At 72.0% G+C, this 18,592-nt stretch carries 16 protein-coding genes; 15 read left to right on the top strand and 1 reads right to left on the bottom strand.

All coding sequences use genetic code 11. The features are described 5' to 3' along the window. The first annotated feature begins 4 nt into the window (after positions 1–4). From H6H00_RS20240 to H6H00_RS20170, 15 genes are all read left to right on the top strand, one after another. On the top strand, positions 5–1,138 hold the full coding sequence (locus tag H6H00_RS20240) for an acyl-CoA dehydrogenase family protein (protein ID WP_185717312.1): 1,134 nt from the start codon (positions 5–7) through the stop codon (positions 1,136–1,138). Then, positions 1,135–2,226, top strand: a complete 1,092-nt coding sequence (locus H6H00_RS20235; RefSeq protein WP_185717311.1) for an acyl-CoA dehydrogenase family protein — start codon at positions 1,135–1,137, stop codon at positions 2,224–2,226. The genes H6H00_RS20240 and H6H00_RS20235 overlap by 4 nt, the downstream gene beginning before the upstream one ends. Next, positions 2,223–3,350: a CaiB/BaiF CoA transferase family protein gene (locus H6H00_RS20230; RefSeq protein ID WP_185717310.1), complete on the top strand. Its 1,128-nt coding sequence runs from the start codon at positions 2,223–2,225 to the stop codon at positions 3,348–3,350. Before H6H00_RS20235 ends, H6H00_RS20230 begins: the two co-directional genes overlap by 4 nt. Then, a complete protein-coding gene (locus tag H6H00_RS20225; protein WP_369408061.1) occupies positions 3,344–4,564 on the top strand; it encodes a CaiB/BaiF CoA transferase family protein in 1,221 nt (406 codons plus the stop codon). The genes H6H00_RS20230 and H6H00_RS20225 overlap by 7 nt, the downstream gene beginning before the upstream one ends. After that, positions 4,561–5,310, top strand: a complete 750-nt coding sequence (locus H6H00_RS20220; protein WP_185717309.1) for an enoyl-CoA hydratase/isomerase family protein — start codon at positions 4,561–4,563, stop codon at positions 5,308–5,310. Before H6H00_RS20225 ends, H6H00_RS20220 begins: the two co-directional genes overlap by 4 nt. Positions 5,311–5,319: 9 nt before the next feature. After that, positions 5,320–6,399 carry an amidohydrolase family protein gene (locus H6H00_RS20215; RefSeq protein ID WP_185717308.1) on the top strand — a complete coding sequence of 360 codons (1,080 nt, stop codon included), beginning with the start codon at positions 5,320–5,322 and terminating at the stop codon, positions 6,397–6,399. After that, complete coding sequence (locus tag H6H00_RS20210; RefSeq protein ID WP_185717307.1) at positions 6,381–7,448, top strand: amidohydrolase family protein; 1,068 nt, start codon at positions 6,381–6,383, stop codon at positions 7,446–7,448. The genes H6H00_RS20215 and H6H00_RS20210 overlap by 19 nt, the downstream gene beginning before the upstream one ends. Next, positions 7,445–7,798, top strand: coding sequence for a Rieske (2Fe-2S) protein (locus tag H6H00_RS20205; protein ID WP_185717306.1), 354 nt, complete (start codon positions 7,445–7,447; stop codon positions 7,796–7,798). Before H6H00_RS20210 ends, H6H00_RS20205 begins: the two co-directional genes overlap by 4 nt. Positions 7,799–8,286: 488 nt before the next feature. Continuing rightward, positions 8,287–9,060, top strand: coding sequence for an enoyl-CoA hydratase-related protein (locus tag H6H00_RS20200; protein ID WP_185717305.1), 774 nt, complete (start codon positions 8,287–8,289; stop codon positions 9,058–9,060). Between the two features lies 1 nt (position 9,061). Next, positions 9,062–10,246: an acyl-CoA dehydrogenase family protein gene (locus tag H6H00_RS20195; protein ID WP_185717304.1), complete on the top strand. Its 1,185-nt coding sequence runs from the start codon at positions 9,062–9,064 to the stop codon at positions 10,244–10,246. Continuing rightward, positions 10,239–11,357, top strand: a complete 1,119-nt coding sequence (locus H6H00_RS20190; protein ID WP_185717303.1) for an acyl-CoA dehydrogenase family protein — start codon at positions 10,239–10,241, stop codon at positions 11,355–11,357. Before H6H00_RS20195 ends, H6H00_RS20190 begins: the two co-directional genes overlap by 8 nt. After that, positions 11,354–13,021: an AMP-binding protein gene (locus H6H00_RS20185; protein ID WP_185717302.1), complete on the top strand. Its 1,668-nt coding sequence runs from the start codon at positions 11,354–11,356 to the stop codon at positions 13,019–13,021. The genes H6H00_RS20190 and H6H00_RS20185 overlap by 4 nt, the downstream gene beginning before the upstream one ends. Then, entirely contained in the window at positions 13,018–13,893 is an 876-nt protein-coding gene (locus tag H6H00_RS20180) for an SMP-30/gluconolactonase/LRE family protein (RefSeq protein ID WP_185717301.1), read from the top strand. The genes H6H00_RS20185 and H6H00_RS20180 overlap by 4 nt, the downstream gene beginning before the upstream one ends. Before the next feature lie 118 nt (positions 13,894–14,011). Beyond that, positions 14,012–15,199, top strand: coding sequence for a TetR/AcrR family transcriptional regulator (locus tag H6H00_RS20175; protein WP_185717300.1), 1,188 nt, complete (start codon positions 14,012–14,014; stop codon positions 15,197–15,199). A 352-nt stretch (positions 15,200–15,551) separates the two neighbouring features. Continuing rightward, on the top strand, positions 15,552–17,177 hold the full coding sequence (locus tag H6H00_RS20170) for a flavin-containing monooxygenase (RefSeq protein WP_185717299.1): 1,626 nt from the start codon (positions 15,552–15,554) through the stop codon (positions 17,175–17,177). Positions 17,178–17,274: 97 nt separating this feature from the next. Here the strand turns inward: H6H00_RS20170 and H6H00_RS20165 are convergent, their stop codons facing one another. Further along, the gene (locus tag H6H00_RS20165) at positions 17,275–18,561 is read right to left on the bottom strand and encodes an ROK family protein (RefSeq protein ID WP_185717298.1); all 1,287 of its coding nucleotides are present in this window, start codon (positions 18,559–18,561) and stop codon (positions 17,275–17,277) included. Positions 18,562–18,592 lie beyond the last annotated feature (31 nt).

Here is an 18,592-nt window from a genome sequence, read left to right as displayed (position 1 = left end):
CACCATGCTCCCGACGGCAGCGACGACGGTCGCCGGGCTGCGTGCGCAGGTGCGCAGGTTCCTGGCCGACGAGCTGGACGCGGGTTCCTTCCGGCCGTCCTGCGACTCCTGGATCCAGGGGCATTCGCCGGCGTTCAGCCGCAAGCTGGGTGAGCGCGGCTGGCTCGGCATGACCTGGCCTCGCCGCTACGGCGGCGGAGGCCGGTCGGCCCGGGAGCGCTTCACCGTCGTCGAGGAGCTCCTCGCGGCCGGCGCCCCGGTCGCCGCGCACTGGATCGCCGACCGGCAGACCGGCCCGCTGCTGCTGCGCGTGGGCACCGAGCAGCAGAAGCGGACCCTCCTGCCCGCCATGGCCCGCGGTCGGCTGTTCGTCGCCGCCGGGCTGAGCGAACCGGACAGCGGCTCCGACCTGGCCTCCGTACGCACTCGCGCCACCCCGACGGCCACGGGCTGGCGCGTGAGCGGCCGCAAGGTGTGGACCAGCCACGCGCACCGCAGCCACTACCTGCTCGCCCTGGTCCGGACCGCACCGCCGAACGGCGACCGGCACGCCGGGCTCAGCCAGATGCTGGTCAACCTCGACGCGCCGGGAGTGACGATCCGGCCCATCGAGGTGATGACCGGCGAGGCGCACTTCACCGAGGTCACCCTCGACGACGTCCCCGTGCCCGCGGGCATGGTCGTCGGGACGGTCGGCGACGGCTGGCGCGGGGTCATGGCCGAGCTCGCCCACGAGCGCAGCGGGCCCGAGCGCTACCTGAGCACGTTCCCGCTGCTCGCCGAGCTGGTGTCCGCACCCGCCGCGCATGGCGAGGCCGCCCTCACCGACATCGGCTCGGCCACCGCGCGACTCTGGGCGCTGCGCGCCCTGTCGCTGCGCGTGCAGGACCTGCTCGACCGGGGCATCCCGACCGGCACCGCGGCCGCGCTGGTCAAGGACCTCGGCACCCAGCTGGAGGGCGAGCTCGTCGACATCGCCCGGCGCGCCTGCGCAACCCGGCCCGGCTCGGCCGCGGACGCGCCTCTGGGCGCCCTGCTGCAGCACGCCCAGCTCGCCAGGCCGTCGTTCACGCTGCGCGGCGGCACGAACGAGATCCTGCGCGGTGTGGTGGCCCGCGGCCTGGAGGCCGCGGGATGAGCGAGCGTGCGAGCCAACCTTCAGCACCTGTCGAGCGCGAGCTGCTGCGGTCCACCGTGTCCGCGATCCTCGACGAGCACGGACCCCGAGCCCGCGACGAGGCCGCCCGTCACGGCTGGAGCGCGGGCCTGTGGCAGGTGCTGGCGGAGTCCGGCCTCACCCTCGTCTCGGTGCCCGAGTCCGCGGGTGGCAGCGGGGGCGACCTGGCCGACCTGGCCGTCGTGCTGCAGGCCTGCGGCTACCACGCGGCACCGGTCCCGGTGGCCGAGACAGCCCTGACGGGATGGGCGCTGGCGAGCGCGGGCCTGCCGGTCCCGCACGGCCCGCTCGCCGTCGTGCCGGACGGCGCCGCGGCCGGTGCGCTGGTGGCCGACGGGCCGGGCCACCGCCTGGCGGGCCGACTGGGCGCGGTCCCCTGGGCGCGCGGCGCCCACCGGGTCGCGGTGTTCGCCGGGCGTGCCGGCCGCACCACCCACGCCGTGCTCGACCCGCGGGCGTGCACGCTCGAACCGGGCGCGAACCTCGCGGGCGAGCCGCGCGACGACCTGGTGCTGCCCGCCCGCGGCGTCGGGTGCACGCCCGGAGGCCCGGAACCGGCGGCGGTCACCCTCCGCGGCGTCCTGGGCCGCAGCCTGCTCATGATCGGCGCGCTGCGCCGGGTGCTCGACCTGACGGTGCGGTACGCGGGCGAGCGACAGCAGTTCGGCCGCGCGATCGGCCGGTTCCAGGCCGTGCAGCAGCAGATCGCCGCGCTCGCGGGCACCGTCGAGCAGGCGCAGGCCATCGCCGACCTCGCCGTCGACACCCTCGACCGCGACGGCTCCGCCGACGAGGCGGTGCTGGCCGCCAAGATCTGCGCGGGGCACGCGGCGGCGGTCGCGGTGGCGGTCGGGCACCAGGTGCACGGCGCGATCGGCTTCACCGCGGAGCACGAGCTCCACCGGCACACCCGGCGCCTGATGGCGTGGCGCGACGAGGACGGCTCCGAGTGCGTCTGGTCGGCCGAGCTGGGCGCGCGAGTGGTGGCCGCCGGCCCCGGCGGGCTGTGGGACCTGCTCACGGGCCCGGCCGCGGCCCCGGCCTCATGACCGGGCCGACGGCCGGGTGCCTGGCCGGCGTGCGGGTGCTCGACCTCAGCGCGCTGCTGCCCGGCCCGTTCTGCACCCAGCTCCTCGGCGAGCTGGGGGCCACGGTGATCAAGATCGAGCCGCCGGGCGGCGACGCGGCGCGACGACTGCCGGGCGCCCTGCACGAGGCGGCGAACCGCAACAAGCGCAGCGTCGTGCTCGACCTGAAGACCGGGTATGGCCAGGAGCTGGGCCGCGGGCTCGCCGCCGGCGCGGACGTGCTCGTCGAAGGCTTCCGGCCCGGCGTCGCGAACCGGCTCGGGATGTCCTACGCCGCCGTCCGCGCGGTCAACCCCGGGATCGTCTACTGCTCGGTCTCGGGGTTCGGGCAGAGCGGCCCGCTGCGCGACACGCCCGGCCACGACGTCACCTACCTCGCCGCCAGCGGGATGCTGTCCCTGCCCGGCGGCTGGACGGATCGCGCGCCGCGCCGGCCAGGGGTGCCGGTGAGCGACCTCGCGGCGTCCACGTACGCCACCGTCGCGATCCTCGCCGCGCTGTACCAGCGGCGGGAGACGGGCGACGGCGCCTACCTCGACCTGGCGATCGCCGACGCCGCCCTGTCCTTCGCGAGCGTCCGCGCGGACCGCTGCCTGGAGGGCACCGGCGCGGACGAGCAACACCACCCGTCGAACGACGTGTTCGAGGCCGCGGACGGCGTACGGATCGCGATCGGGGCCGTCGAGGAGCACTTCTGGGAGCGGCTGGCCGCGCTGCTCGCCGAGGAGGTGCCCGGGCTGGCGGATCCGCGCTTCGGCTCGGCGGCGGGCAGGCGGGCGCACGGGGACGCCGTCGTCGCGCTGCTGCGCCGCGCGGTCCGCGCCAGGCCGGCCGCCGAGTGGCTGGCCGCGTTCGCCGCGGCCGACATCCCGGCGCACCGGGCGCTGACCGTGCCCGCGGCCGCGCGCTCCCCGCAGGTGCGGGCCCGCGGCGTCGTCGCGGAGAGCTCCGCCGGGCGACACGTGGTGTTCCCGGTGCTGCGCGACGGGGCGACGATGGGTCGCATGCACAGTCCCGCGCCCGCGCTGGGCGCGCACACCGAGCAGGTGCTGGCCGATCTCACAGCCGGGAGGGAACCGTGGTGACGCCGCCGGAAACGGGTCCCCTCACCGGGGTCCGCGTCGTGGATCTCACCACGACGTTCATGGGCCCCTACTGCACGTTGCTGCTGGCCCAGATGGGCGCCGAGGTCGTCAAGGTCGAGGCCCCGTCGGGCGACGTCGTCCGCTACATCGGCGACGAGCGCGGCACCGGGATGGGCCCGGTGTTCCTCAACGCCAACCAGGGCAAGCGCAGCATCGCGCTCGACCTGAAGGACCCGGCGGGCCGCGAGGTGCTGCAGCGGCTGGTGGCGGAAGCCGATGTCATCGTGCACAACGTCCGCCCCGACGCGGCGCGCCGGCTGGGCATCGACTACGCCGGGATCTCCGCGGTGAACCCGACCGCGGTTCACTGCGCGCTGCGCGGGTTCGGCGCCGACGGGCCGTACCGCGACCGGGCCGCGTACGACGACGTCATCCAGGCCGGCTGCGGGCTGGCCGCGGTGCAGGGCGGGTCGGAAGAACCGGCCTACGTGCGCACGCCGGTGGCCGACAAGGTCGTGGGGATCATGGCGGCCAGCGCGATCGCGTCGGCCCTGTTCGCGCGCGGACGGACCGGCCGGGGCCAGGCGATCGAGGTCCCGATGCTCGAGTCCATGGTCACCTTCATGCTGCTCGACCAGCAGGGCGGGTACGTCTTCGACCCGCCGCGCGGCGCGGCCGGCTACGCGCGCACGGCGTCGCCGTTCCGCAAGCCGTACCGCACCGCCGACGGCTACCTGAGCGTCATGGTCTACACCGATGCGCAGTGGCGGGCGTTCTTCACGCTGGTCGGCCGGCCCGAGCTGGCCGACGAGGCGCGCTACCGCACCATCACCGAGCGGACCCGCAACGTCGACGAGCTGTACGGGCTCGTCGAGTCCGAGCTCGTGGCCCGGCCCACCGACGCCTGGCTCGCGGCGCTCGAGGCGGCGGGGATCCCAGCGGCGCCGGTCCGGTCCGTGCCCGACCTGTTCGACGACGAGCACCTCGCCGCCGTCGGGCTGTTCGAGCGGGTGGAACACCCCACCGAGGGCACGCTGCGGCTCGCCCGGTTCCCGGTCGCTTTCGGCGGCGGGCATCCGGAGCGGCCGCCGCCGGCGCCGCGGCTGGGCCAGCACGGCGTGGAGGTGCTCACCGAGCTCGGCTACGGCCGGGAGGAGATCCGGCGGCTCGCGCAGGCGGGGGTCGTCGTGGCGGAAGAGGAGGCGGCGGGATGACCGAGGTCCGGTGCGAGATCGACGAGGGGGTCGCCGTCGTCACGCTCGCCGCGCCGCAGCGACGCAACGCCCTCACCGTCGAGATGGCCGCCGAGCTGATCGCGGCGTTCGACGAGATCGACGCCCGCGACGACGTCGGCGCCGCGGTCGTGCGCGGCTCCGGTGGGTCGTTCTGCGCGGGTGCGCACCTCGGGGTGCTGGACGGCGCCGCCGCCGATCCGCTCGACGACGACGCGCAGCGCCATATCGACGCGCTGTACGGCTCCTTCCTGCGGGTGGGGTGCAGCCGGGTGGCCACCGTCGCCGCCGTGCGCGGCCCGGCGGTCGGCGCCGGGCTCAACCTCGCCCTCGCCACCGACCTGCGGATCGTCGCGCGCGACGCCAGGCTGATCCCGGGTTTCCTGCGGATCGGGGTGCACCCGGGCGGCGGGCACTACACCCTGCTCGCCCGGGCCGCCGGGCGCGACGCGGCGGCCGCGGTCGGGCTGTTCGGCCGCGAGATCGACGGCGCGCGGGCAGCCGAGCTCGGGCTGGCGTGGCAGGCCCTGCCGGACGCCGAGGTCGAGGCGGCCGCCCGGGAGCTCGCCGCCCCGCTGGGCGCCGACCCGGCGCTGGCCCGCCGGATGACCGCCTCGTTCCGCCGGGAGGCCGGCCCGCCGGGGACGCCGTGGGACGTCGGGCTCGAGGTCGAGCGCGGCCCGCAGATGTGGTCGTTCCGCAGGCGTGCGACGGCCCGGTCGGCCTGAGGACGCACGGTGGCCGCGCCGAGAGTCGACTGCGACGTGCACCACGCCGTGCCGGAGCTGTCCGCGCTGTTCCCGTTCCTGCCGGACCGGTGGGTCGACTACTGCGTGGAGAGCGGCGTGGAGGGCTTCGACCCCGCGTTCTACCCGCCGGCGAGCCCGCTGTCCGCGCGGCCGGACGCGCGCGTCGGCGGTGGGCCGCCTGGCTCGGACCCCGGGCTCCTGCGTGCCCACGTGCTGGATGACGCCGGCGCCACGCACGCCGTCCTCAACTGCCTGTACGCGGTGCAGGCCGTGCACAACCCCGACTGGTCGGCTGCGCTGGCGGCCGCGCTCAACGACTGGCAGGCCGCGCGGTGGCTGGCCGCCGACCCCCGGTTCCGGGCCTCGATCGTGGTGTCCCCGCGGGATCCCCACGCGGCCGCGGACGAGATCGCCCGCGCGGCCGGGAACCCCGGCTTCGTCCAGGTCCTGCTGCTCGCCTCGGCCCCCGACCCGCTCGGCAGGCGGGCGTACTGGCCCGTCTACGCCGCGGCCGAAGCCGCGGGGCTGCCGGTGGCGATCCATCCCGGTGTCGCCGGGGCCGGCCCGCTCTCCCCGGTGGGTTGGCCCTCGCACCACGTCGAGGACTACGCCGGCGCCGCCCTGACCCTGCAGTCCCAGCTGGTCAGCATGGTGTGCGAAGGCGTGTTCGCCGCGCACCCCGGCCTGCGGGTGGTCCTGCTGGAGAGCGGCGTGACCTGGCTGCCGTCACTGATGTGGCGCTTCGACAAGAACTGGAAGGCCCTGCGCCAGGAGGTGCCGTGGGTCGACCGGCCGCCGTCGAGCCTGATCCGCGCGCACGTGCTGCTGAGCGTGGCCCCGTTCGACGCCGCGCCCGACTGGGGCCGGGAGCAGGTGGAGCGCTGCCTCGCCCAGCTCGGGTCGGCCGGGATGCTGCTGTACGCCAGCGACTACCCGCACTGGCACCGCGGTGACGGGGCGACCATGCTGCTGGAGCAGCTCTCGCCCGCCGAGCGGGCGCAGGTACTGGGCGGCAACGCGGCCCGGCTGTACGGCCTGGAGGGATCGGCATGCGCGGCACCGGCCTGATCGACTGCGACGTCCACAACGCGGTGTCCTCGGACGCGGCGCTGCTGCCGTACCTGCCCGCCCGGTGGCGCCGGCACCTGGACCTCGTGGGGTCGCGGACGTTCTCCCCCTTCACCAAGGGCTACGCCTACCCGAAGGCGGCGCGGTTCGCGAGCAGACGCGACGCCTGGCCGCCGTCGGGCGGGCTGCCCGGCTCGGACCTCGACTTCATGCGCGCCCAGCTGCTGGACGCCTACGGCATCGAGCACGCGGTGCTCAACTGCCTGTACCGGGCGCCGGAGCAGCGCAACGACGCCTTCGGCGCGGCGCTGGCCGCGGCGGTCAACGACTGGCAGGTCGAGCACTGGCTGGAGCGTGACAGCCGGCTGCGGGCCTCGGTCACCGTGCCGTTCGAGTCGCCCGACCTCGCCGCGGTGGAGATCGACCGGGCGGCGGCGCACCACGGCTTCGTCCAGGTCCTGCTGTACCCGCGGAGCATGGCCCCGCTCGGGAAGCGCCGCTACTGGCCCATCTACGAGGCGGCCTGCCGCGCCGGGCTGCCGGTGGGGATCCACGCGGCCTCGACGACCCCGGGGCCCACCACCGCGAGCGGCTGGCCGTCCTACTACATCGAGGACCACACCGGGCTCGCCGTCGCGTTCCAGGCGCAGGTGAGCAGCCTGATCTTCGAGGGTGTCTTCGACCGCTTCCCCGCCCTGCGGGTCGTGCTGATGGAGGGCGGCTTCGCGTGGGTGCCTGCGCTGATGGCCCGCCTCGACGCGCTGCACCACCGGCTGCGCGACGAGGTGCCCGACCTGGAGCACCCGCCGTCGCACTACCTACGCCACCGGATCCGGATCACGACCCAGCCGATGGAGGAGCCCGAGCGGCCGGGCGACCTCGTCCCGCTGCTGCGCGAGATCGGGCAGGACGTGCTGATGTTCTCCACCGACTACCCGCACTGGGACTTCGACGACCCGCAGCGCGCGTTCCGGACCCGGGTGCCCGCCGACCTGCACCAGCGGATCATGTACGACAACGCCCGCGCCCAGTACCGGTTCGCGGCGTGAGGACCGTCGTGGTCGCCGCCGTCGGCGAGATCCCGCCCGGCGGCCGCAAGATCGTCGAGATCGAGGGCCGCTCGATCGGCGTGTTCCACCTGGCCGACGGGTACGTCGCGCTGCGCAACGCCTGCCCGCACGAGGGCGCGCCGCTGTGCCGGGGCGCGCTGTCCGGGGCGGTCACCTCCCCCGCGCCGGGCCGGTACCGCTACGAGCGGCGCGGCGAGATCCTGCGCTGCCCCTGGCACCAGTGGGAGTTCGACGTCCGCACCGGCCGCTCCTGGGTGGACCCCGACCGGGTGCGGGTGCGCAGCTATCCGGTGACCGTCGACGGCACGCAGGTCATCGTGCACGTCTGAGCAGCCCCGGCTCGTAGCGCTGCCGCCCGGCGAGCGCATCGCGCAGCAGGGGGCGCTGCACGACGCGCCGACCACGAGCCCTCGGGGGGCTCGGCCGGCGGCGTCGAGGCGGGCGCCGATGGCGCTCGCGGGCCCGTTCGACGCGCTGCTGCACCACCCTGCCGTCGGCGACCGCTGCACCGGCTCGGCGCGGCGCTGCGCTGCTCCGGGCTGCTGACCGACCGGTGCCGCGGGCCGGCACTCAGCACGGTGTGACGCTCCCCGGCGCCGGCCGGCCGCGACGCAGAAGGCACGTCGCGCTGCGCCGCGAGCCCGCCACGTCCGCCGAATCTGGGAAGCGAGAGCTCGAGCACTCGATTGATCTGCGTTAGTGGCTGTTGACAAGTGGCGCTCACCGAGGCGTAGTCTACCCGCAGCATTGCGGTCCAGCCTTCGAGCCATCGCCGAAGGCTGGATTAGCTGAGATAGACTTAAGGGCGGGTGGCGACATGCGTGAGTGGAACTTCATCGACTTCTCGGGCGAGGACACGATCGGCCTGGTCTGGCTGAACCGACCCCCGGTGAACGCGGTGAACGGGGCGATGTACCTGGAGATCAAGGAGTTCTTCGACAACGTCGCGAGCCACTTGCCGGACGCTCGGGTGATCGTGCTCGGCGGCAGGGGGAAGCACTTCTGCGGTGGGAACGACCTCGCAGAGTTCCAGACCATGACCCCGGAGAACGCGGGGGAACGGATGCGACTGGTCCGCGAGGCCTTCTGGGCCATCTATGACTGCCCCGTGCCGGTGATCGCCGCGGTGCACGGTGTCGCCGTCGGCACCGGTCTCGCCATCGCAGCGTCCTGCGATCTGGTGGTCGCCGCCGAGGGGGCCCGGTTCGCCCTTCCCGAGGTGAACGTCGGAGTGATGGGCGGCGCCAAGCACCTCTCGCGGCTGGTTCCCCAGGGCGTCGTCCGCCGCCTCCATCTGCAGGGCAACCTGGTACCCGCGGAGGAGCTGGAGCGTTACGGAGGCATCTGCGAGATCGTCCCCGGGGATCAGCTGGACGCGACGGCCCGTGAGCTCGCCCGTTCCATCGCCCGGCACAGCCCTGCCGTCCTGAGGTTCGCCAAGCGCAGCCTCAACGCGATCGAGTACATGCCGTTGAAGGAGGGATATGAGATCGAGCAGGGGCTGACCGGGGAGCTTGCTGCGTACGACGACTCCAAGGAAGCCGTCAACGCGTTCCTCGAGCGGCGTGCGCCGGTCTACACGGGGCACTGAGATGACGACGACCGTCGACCCGACCCTCGCGGCCGAGCTGGAGGAGTACCGCACGCTCTGCCGCAGTTGGCTCACCGAAGTGCGGATCCCGGATGTCCCGCTGTCCCTGACGGAGCGTTTCCGCGTCCTGCGCGAGTGGCAGGGCGTCCTCTTCGACGCGGGCTGGATCGGAATCGCCTGGTCCCGCGAGGCGGGCGGTCAGGGACTCTCCCACCTCCACCAGCTCGTGTTCTCCGAGGAGCTCGCCCGGGCGCGCGCACCACAACCGATCGGGCTCATCGGGCTCGACGTCGTGGGACCCTCGATCGACAGGTTCGGCACCGTCCGCCAGCGCACCGAGCTCCTGCCGCGGCTGCTCTCGGGCGAGGACATCTGGTGCCAGGGCTTCTCCGAACCGGACGCAGGGTCGGACCTGTCGTCGCTGCGCACCCACGCCGAGATCGACGGGGACGACTTCGTGGTCTCGGGACAGAAGGTGTGGACCAGCTGGGCGCACCTCGCCTCGTGGTGCGCGATGTTGGTACGCACCAACGCTCAAGCGCCGAAGAGCAGGGGTATCAGCTACCTCCTGGTCGACATGTCGTCTCCCGGCATCGTGACCCGGCCGCTGACCCAGATGACGGGAGACCAGGAGTTCTGCGAGGTCTTCCTCGACCGGGTGCGCGTGCCCCGCGAGAACCTCGTCGGCGAGCTCGACGGCGGCTGGGCGATCGCCCGGCACACCCTCGGGACCGAACGCGCGGCCTACACGCTCCGGCGGCGCGTGGAGTACGAGGTGGCGCTGCAGGACGCGATCAACGAGCTGTCCGCATGCCCGACACGCGACGCCGACCCTCGCCGCGCCTACCGGGTGCGGTCGGCCGTGGGCCGCTCCCACGTGTCGCTGCGCGTCCTCGAGGCACAGACCCGGAAGACGATCGGCAGGCTGGCCGCCGATACCGGCCCGGTACCCGAGGACTCCGTCGACAAGCTCCTGCTCAACGACATCGAGCAGCAGGTCTACGGATCCATCGCCGACCTGCTCGGTCCGCTGCGGGTCGCGCCGTCCGGCCGTCCCCTGGGCCTCGACGCGGCCCGCTGGGCCCACGACCACCTGTACTCGCGGGCGGCGTCGATCTACGGGGGTACCTCCCAGATCCAGCGCAACATCATCGCCGAACGACTCCTGGGACTTCCCCGTGACTGACACACTCGTGACCGAGGTCGAGCAGACTGTCGACGCCTACCTGGCGCGGTCGTACGGCGCGGAGCGCAGGCTCACGCTCGCCGAGTGCCACGGCTGGGACCGCGCCTTCCTGGACGAGATCGACGACCTCGGCTGGTTCGCCCTCGCCGTTCCCGAGAGCGCAGACGGCGTGGGGCTGCCACTGTCCGCCGTGGGCGCCGCGACGATGTCCCTCGGTCGGCACCTCGTACCCGGCCCCATGGTCGAGCGGCTCTTGCTCCCGGCGCTCCTTCTGCGCCACATCGACGGAAGTGGGCCGCCCCGGCACGACCTGCCCGGCGCGGTCGTCGCGCTCGTCGACCCCGCGGCCAACGGGACCTGGTCGGTGGACGACGACGGCGTACGTGTGGAGTCGGGAGGCCTGGTCGGCAGCATGCTGCCGGTGCGCTTCGGTCAGGAGGCCGACCAACTGCTCACCGTGGCCGAGTCCGCAGGGGAGCTGGCCGTGTACCTGCTGCCGCCTCAGACTCCCGGACTCGACATCGAGCCCGTCGCGAGCGCGGATCCGACCGCGAGGCTCGCTCGGGTCACCTTCACCGAGCCGGCCGGAGCCGGGATCACGCCCGTGCTCACCGGTTCCGCGGCCGGGCGGTTCGTGACGGAGCTGCGCGCCTGGGCCCGGATCCTGGCGGCCTGCGAACTCTCCGGTATCGCGACGAGGCTGGTCGAAGACACCTCCGCCTTCGTGCAGGTCCGGGAGCAGTTCGGCCGACCGATCGGGTCCTTTCAAGCAGTCAAGCACACCCTCGCCGACATGTACGCGCTGGCGAGGTCGCTACGGAACCTGTGCGACGCCGCACTGGAGGACGCCGTGTCGAGCAGCGCGGAGGACCTGCCCATGCTCGCGGCCGTCACCAAGGCCTACGCGGCAGAAGCCGCGGTCGGTGTGTGCGAGAGCGCGATCCAGATGCACGGCGGCGCGGGCTTCACGACCGAGACCGATCTCCACCTCTACTACAAGCGCGCCCTCGCGCTGCGGGGGTGGTACGGAGACCACGAGGAGCTCGCGCACCGGATCGGCGACGCTCTGCTCGCCGGAGCAGGTCTCGCCGAGCCCGGGGATGTGTCATGAGCATCGCCGTACCCGGCCGGTGCGGCCCGCGACCTGAGCTTGTCGCTGCCCACACCGCGCCAGGCTTGTGGGAGGGCAACCTTGTCGACTCCCACCTGAGGGAGTCGGCCGCCCGCCACCCGGACCGCCTGGCCCTCGTCGACCGCGGGGACGAATGGACCTACGGCGCCCTCGACCGCGAGGTCGACCGCTGGGCCGCGGCCCTTCGGGATCACGGCGTCGGGCCCGGCGCCGTGGTCTCCTGGCAGCTACCCAACTGGGCCGAGGCGGTGATGCTGCACCAGGCGACGCTTCGGCTCGGCGCGGTCAGCAACCCGATCATCCCGATCTACCGGCACTCCGAGGTCTCGTTCATCCTGCGGCAGGCACGGTCGGAGATCCTCTTCGTCCCCGCAACCTTCCGGGGCTTCGACTTCCCGACCATGATCCGCGAAATCCGGGACGAGCTCCCGGACCTGGCGACGGTGGTCGTGGTGGGTGATGCTCCGACCGAGGACGGTGTCGTCGCCCTGGACGCCTTCCTCGCCACGGCGGCATCGATGCCACCCGCGGCGGACGGGCGGCCACCGCACGACGCGAACGCCGTCGCACTGCTGTTGTACACATCCGGGACGACCTCGAGCCCGAAAGGCGCCCTGCACACCCACAACACCCTCGACTACGAGAACCGAAGCATGATCGAGTTCTTCGGCCTGACGAACTCCGACGTGGTGTTCATGCCGTCCCCGGTCGCCCACATCACCGGTGTCCTCTACGGCCTGCAACTCCCCTTCATGCTCGGCAGTGCGGTGGTGTTCCTGGATGTCTGGGAGCCCGGCGCCGGCCTGGAGCTGATCGAGCGCCACGGCTGCACTTTCATGCTGGCGGCCACCCCGTTCCTGCACGGCCTGGTTCACCATCCGACCCGATTGCCCGAGGCGACCCGCACACTGCGCGCCTTCGGCTGTGGTGGGGCCGACGTGCCTCCCGAGCTCGTGCGACGGGCCGCCCTCGAGCTCGACTGCCTGGTCAGCCGCATCTACGGCTCCACCGAGTTCCCCACCGCCACCAGCAGCAACATGTCCGACCCGCCCGAGAAGCGCGCCCGCACCGACGGACGTGCGATCGGCCGCGCACAGCTCCTGGTGGTGGACGACCAGGACCGGCCGGTGCCGTCCGGGGATCCCGGACACCTGCTGGTGCGAGGTCCCGAGCTGTTCATCGGGTACCTGGACGAGGCGCTGAACGCGGACGCCTTCACCCCGGACGGCTGGTTCCGGACCGGAGACCTCGCGATCGTCGATGCCGACGGCTACGTCGAGATCACCGGCCGAGAGAAGGACATCATCATCCGCGGCGGCGAGAACATCAGCGCAAAGGAGATCGAGGACCACCTCTTCGAACATCCCAAGATCGCCGACGTCGCCATCGTCGCGGTGCCCGACCCGGTACTGGTCGAACGGGCCTGCGCCGTCGTCGTGCCGATGCCCGGTGTGAACGTGGATCTCGCCGAGCTCACGACCTGGCTCCGCGAGCACCACCGCCTCGCCATGCAGAAGCTCCCCGAATCCCTCGTCCTGATCGACGAGCTACCCCGCACCGCCAGCGGCAAGGTCCAGAAGTTCAAGCTGCGCGATCGACTCCGTCGGTCCGCCGCGCCCATCCAGGATCAGGAGGAACAATGAAGATCCATTCCACCAACCCGTTCTCGACAGGACACCAGTTCCTGGAGGCCCCACGCTGGCACGCTGGACACCTGTGGGCCAGCGACTTCTTCGCCCAGCAGGTACTCCGCTTCGACGCCGACGGCAGCCACCAGGCCGTCGCCAAGGTCGAGGGCACGCCGTCGGGCCTGGGATTCCTCCCCGACGGTTCGCTGCTGGTCGTCTCCCAGGCACCCGCCAAGGTCCTGCGGATCGCACACGACGGCACGACCACCGAGCACGCGGACTTCAGCCACATCGCCACCGGCCTCGGCAACGACATGCTGGTGTCGCCGTCCGGACACGCCTACGTGGGCAACTTCGGCTTCGCCCTCGGCACTGAGGACCCCCACACCACCAACCTGGCTCATGTCGATCCCGAGGGTCACGTGCGGCGCGTCCCGGGCGAGGTGCTCTTCCCCAACGGCGGCGCCCTGACCGCGGATGGGCGGACGCTGCTGCTGGCCGAGACCTTCACCCATCGCATCAGCGCCTTCGACGTCGCCCCGGACGGATCGCTCACGAACCTCCGGGCCTGGGCTCAACTGCCGGACACGTTCCACCCGGACGGCATCGCCCTGGACAGCGACGGCGGCGTCTGGTTCGGCAATGCACTCACCGTGGGTGAAGACAGCGGCTTCTACCGGGTGCTCGAGGGCGGCGCGATCACCGACCACATCCCCACCCCGGGCACCTGGGCGATCGCCTGCGCCTTCGGCGGCCTCGAGCTCGACACGCTCTACCTGATGTGCAACACGACCACACTCGAGGAGTTCCACCAGGGCCGTTCGACCGGCGCAGTCGTCACCGCGTCCGTCGGCCGCAGCGGTGTCGTCCCCGTGCAGGCCCCATGAGACCTCGGGCGGGTTGCCGCAGGCGGCGCATCAACCCGGCAACCCGGCCCGAGATCACCACCGCCTAGGATGTCGCCCGGGCCGCAGCACGGGGAGTAGAGCGATGGGTGGTGCAGGCGTGTCGGACGGCGCGCGTGCCAGGCGGCCCAAGACCCGACGTGCCAGCATCGGCGAGGCGGCCAGCGCCCTCTTCGCCGCTCGAGGCTTTCACTCCGTCAGGATGGATGACATCGCTCAGGCGAGCGGCATCACGGCGCGGGCCCTGTACCGACACTATACGAACAAGCAGGCGCTGCTGGCCCATGTCGTGCACGAGGACCAGACCCGCCTCATCGACATTCTCACCCAGCTCGGAGAAGAGCCACTGCCCGACCTTCGTGCGGGGCTTCGCATGCTGATCGAGACTGCCCTGCAGAGCCTTCGCCTCTCACTGCTGTGGCAGCGCGAGGCTCGCCACCTCGGCCCCGAGGACTACGCCGCGGTGCGGATACGAACGCGCTGGATCGCAGATCGGGTCAATGCCGTCAGCGTCGCGCCGGCGCAGCCTGACCTCGACCCCTATCTGGCAGAGCTGCGCAGCTGGGCCGTCGTCGGCCTCGTGACCAGCCCCGGACATTACGACACCAGCCTGTCGCCCACCCGCCTCGCAGACCTCCTGCTGCAGGCGGGCGTCCGGGTGGTCCACTGTCAGCCGGCGGTGGAGCCGGCTCCCGAACACACGCCACTGGCCGATCGTCTCCCGACATCGCGGCGCGAGATGCTGATCCGATCGGCCGCACGTACGTTCCGCAGGCGCGGCTACGGCGGGGCGAACATCGACGACATCGGTGGCGAGGCCGGCGTGGCCGGCCCCGCGCTCTATCGATACTTCGACACGAAGACCGACCTCCTGGTCGCCGTGGTCACCAGATTCGGTGAGTGGCTGGCGCTGGAGACGTCTCGAGCGCTACGACTGCCGGTACGTGACGGCGAGGTCATCGCTGCCCTGGTCGACAGGTACGTCCGGCTCGGCGTTCAGGAAACGGATCTGGCCTCGGTCTACGTCACGGAGCGGCTCTACCTGCCGGCGGATGTCGTCGAGCGTCTGAACCGGATGGACAGCGACAACGTCGGCGAGTGGGTGCGCTGGCTCACGGTGGCCCGCCCGGGGCTCTCGGACGCTGAGGCGACGACAGCGGTCAACGCGGCGCGGACGACCATCGACGGCATCCTCCGCATCCCGCACCTGCGGGCAGACCGACGTCTCGAGCCCGAGCTGGCCCGTCTGGCGGGCGCGATCCTCGGCGTCGTGTCCGTCCCTCGCTGAACGCCTGCTCGTCATCACCACTGCGTGACCGCGGTTCCCCGCGTCCCCTGAACGCGCACTGCGCCTGAGCGCGGATGGACATCGGCCGGCCCGACCTCTCCCCCATGAGATGAGTGCTCGTTACCGCGCGGCCTACATTGACGCACGTACGTGCCGCTCCAATCGCTCAATGGCGAGCGATCAGTCAAGGCCTGCAAGAGCCTTCACGTTAGTGCTCATTGACAACCGTCCTCGGAGAAGCTTCAATGTCCTCGTGACCAAGGTCACCAAGCGATAGCCCTGACCGACATCCCACCCAGGCTGGGCCGGCGCCCGACGCTCAAGCCCTTAGCGCAGACAGGAAGGAACCCAGATGGAGACGTCTGTCGTCGAAGAGCTCGATGTCCTAGTGGTCGGAGGCGGCTTCTCGGGGATCTATCAGCTCGAGCGACTGCGGTCGCTGGGCTTCTCCGTCAAGCTCTACGAAGCGGGCTCCGACGCTGGCGGGGTGTGGCACTGGAACCAGTACCCCGGCGCCCGCGTCGACACGGAGGCCACGCTCTACCAGTTCTCCGACGAGAGGATCTGGCGCGAGTGGAACTGGTCGGAAGTCTTCCCAGGCCAGGAAGAGCTCCAGGCATACTTCCGGTTCGTCGTCGACAAGCTCGACCTCCGCAAAGACATCCGGTACAGCACCCGCGTCACCGCCGCCCAGTTCGATGAAGACACGAACAACTGGACCGTCGAGTCTCGCGATGAGCGGACCCGCGAGACCCTCCTGACGCGTGCGCGCTTTTTCCTTCCGCTGCTGGGCACGGGTTCCAAGGCCCTCGTCCCGAACATTCCCGGGCTCGAGGACTTCGAGGGCGACGCCTTTCACACCTCTCGCTGGCCCAAGGGCTACGACATGACGGGCAAGCGAGTCGCGGTCATCGGCACAGGCGCCAGCGGCGTGCAGGTCATCCAGTCGATCGCACCGGAGGTCGACCACCTCACCGTGTTCCAGCGCACGCCGGCCACGGCACTTCCGATGATCTCTCCGAGGCTCGATGCATCGGCAAACGACGAGCTGCGCCAGCGGTATCCGGATCTCTTCAAGGACCGCGAAACGACATTCGCCGGACTCGAGTACGACGTGATCTTCACACCGACCGCGGAGGTCTCGGACGAGGAGTTCGACGCAACGTGCGAGAGGCTCTGGGCCAAGGGGGGCCTGCAGCTCTGGCTCGGCGGATACGCGGACATGTTCTTCAACGCCGAGGTGGGCAAGAAGATCTACGACTTCTGGCGGCAGAAGACGCTTCCGCGCATCGAGGACCCCATCCTGGCAGAGAAGCTCGCGCCCGCGGTGCCGCCTTACCCGTTCGGGACGAAGCGCTGCCCCCTGGAATACACCTACTACGACGCCTTCAACCAGGACAACGTCGACCTGGTCGACATCAGGGAGACGCCGATCGAAAGGATCACGCCCAACGGCATCGTCACTGCGGACGGCCACGAGCACGAATTCGACGTGATCGTTCTTGCAACCGGGTTCGACTCCTTCACCGGCGGACTCACCGACATCGACGTCCGCAGCACCAAGGGCGAGTCGTTCGCCGAAGTGTTCCGCGACGGCGCACGCACCGCACTGGGCAGGGCGACGGCCGGGTTCCCGAACATCCTCTACGTCTACGGTCCTCAGAGCCCGTCTGCGTTCTGCAACGGTCCCACCTGTGCCGAGCTCGAGGGCGACTGGGTCGTCGAGTGCCTGGTCAACATGCGCGAGAAGGGCCTGACCCGGATCGAGGCAGCTCCAGAGGCGGAACAGGAGTGGCATGACCATCTCGACACGCTCGCGGCAGCGACGACGTTCCCGCTCGCCAACTCCTGGTACATGAACGCCAACGTGCCCGGCAAGAAGAGGGAACTGCTGGCGTACCCCGGTGGGCTGCCCATGTACCTCGAGAAGTGCCGGGAGTCGGCCGAGAACGGCTACGCGGGCTTCGTCCTGTCGTGATCACGTTCGATCATTGACAACCATCGCGGTGCCGCCCGCTCCTGGCGGGCGGCACCCGCAACCCCGCTGCTACTGAGTGAAGAGGTGGGACCAGTCGTCAGTACGACCGGCGCACGTCGGTCGTCAGCTCCGGCCGACCGGCCGGGCTGCCCGCCTGGATCCAGCGTCCCAGCCGCTCACGGGAGAACAGCTCGTCGAGCACCATGAACCCGGCACCCATCAGCCCTGCGCGATCACCCAGGTCGGAGCGCACGATTCGCAGGTCCCGGGTGGCCAGGGGCAGCGATCGCCGGTACACCGCCTGACGGACGGCGGCGAGCAGCAGGTCACCGGAACCGCCGATGCGACCGCCGAGCAGCACCAACGAGGGGTTGAAGAAGTTGACCAGCGAGGCCAGGGTCTCGCCGACGAGGCGACCGGCACGCTGGAGCATCTCGACCGCCACCTGATCGCCGTTCTCCGCGGCCCGTACGACGTCGGCGGCGTCCACCGCGCCCGTCTCCCGCCACCGGGCCGCGAGGGTGGGGCTGCGGCCCGACCGCGCCGCGTCGAGCGCCTCGGCGGCGAGGGCGGCGCCTCCGGCCAGCGCCTCCAGGCAGCCGACGTTGCCGCATCGACACACCCGCTCCGTGGCCCCGGGTACGGTGCCGGTCATCGCGATGTGCCCGATGTCGCCCGCGCATCCCTGGGCGCCGCGGTGCAGCCGACCGCCGGAGACGAGGCCAGCACCGATCCCGGTACCGATCTTGACGTAGAGCAGGTCGGACGTGCCTCGCCCCAGTCCCGCGCGCAGCTCGCCGAGCGCCATCGTGTTCACCTCGTTGTCCACCCACACCGACGCGTCGTAGCGCGCGGCGAGCCGGTCGCGCACATCGAAGCCGTCCCACCCCGGCATGATCGGCGGGGCCACCGGGCGTCCCGAGGAGAACTCGACGGGCCCCGGGACGCCGACGCCGATGCCCCACAACGCGCGGGGCGGGTTCGCGGCCAGCAGCTCGTCGAACAGGGTCTCGATGCGGGCGAGTGTCCGCTCCGGTCCGGCCGCGACGTCCCACTGCTGCGCACGCTGGTCGCCGAGCCGCCCGGAGAGGTCGCCGAGCCCGACGGCGAGGCTGGTGGCTCCGACCTCGGCCACCAGCAGCGCGCCGGCCTCGGCCCGGAAGCGCAGCTCACGCGGGGCGCGGCCGCCGGTGGACGGGCCGAGCGCGCCTTCGACCACCAGGCCGCAGTCGACCAGCTGCGCCAGACGTTGGGTGACCACGGTGCGCCCCAGAGCCAAGCGACGGGCCAGCTCCGGCCGGGTGCGGGCGTCTCCGAACCGGACCAGGTCCAGGACGGTGACGAGCGTGTCGAGCTGATCGGCGGCGAGACCCGCGGTGGTCATGACCCCTCCGAGGCGACGTCTTCCGGTCTTC

This window comes from Pseudonocardia petroleophila (assembly GCF_014235185.1).
Classification (GTDB): Bacteria; Actinomycetota; Actinomycetes; order Mycobacteriales; family Pseudonocardiaceae; genus Pseudonocardia; species Pseudonocardia petroleophila.
Note: the sequence above shows the minus strand (reverse complement) of the source record. Positions and strands in the feature narration are given on the sequence as shown.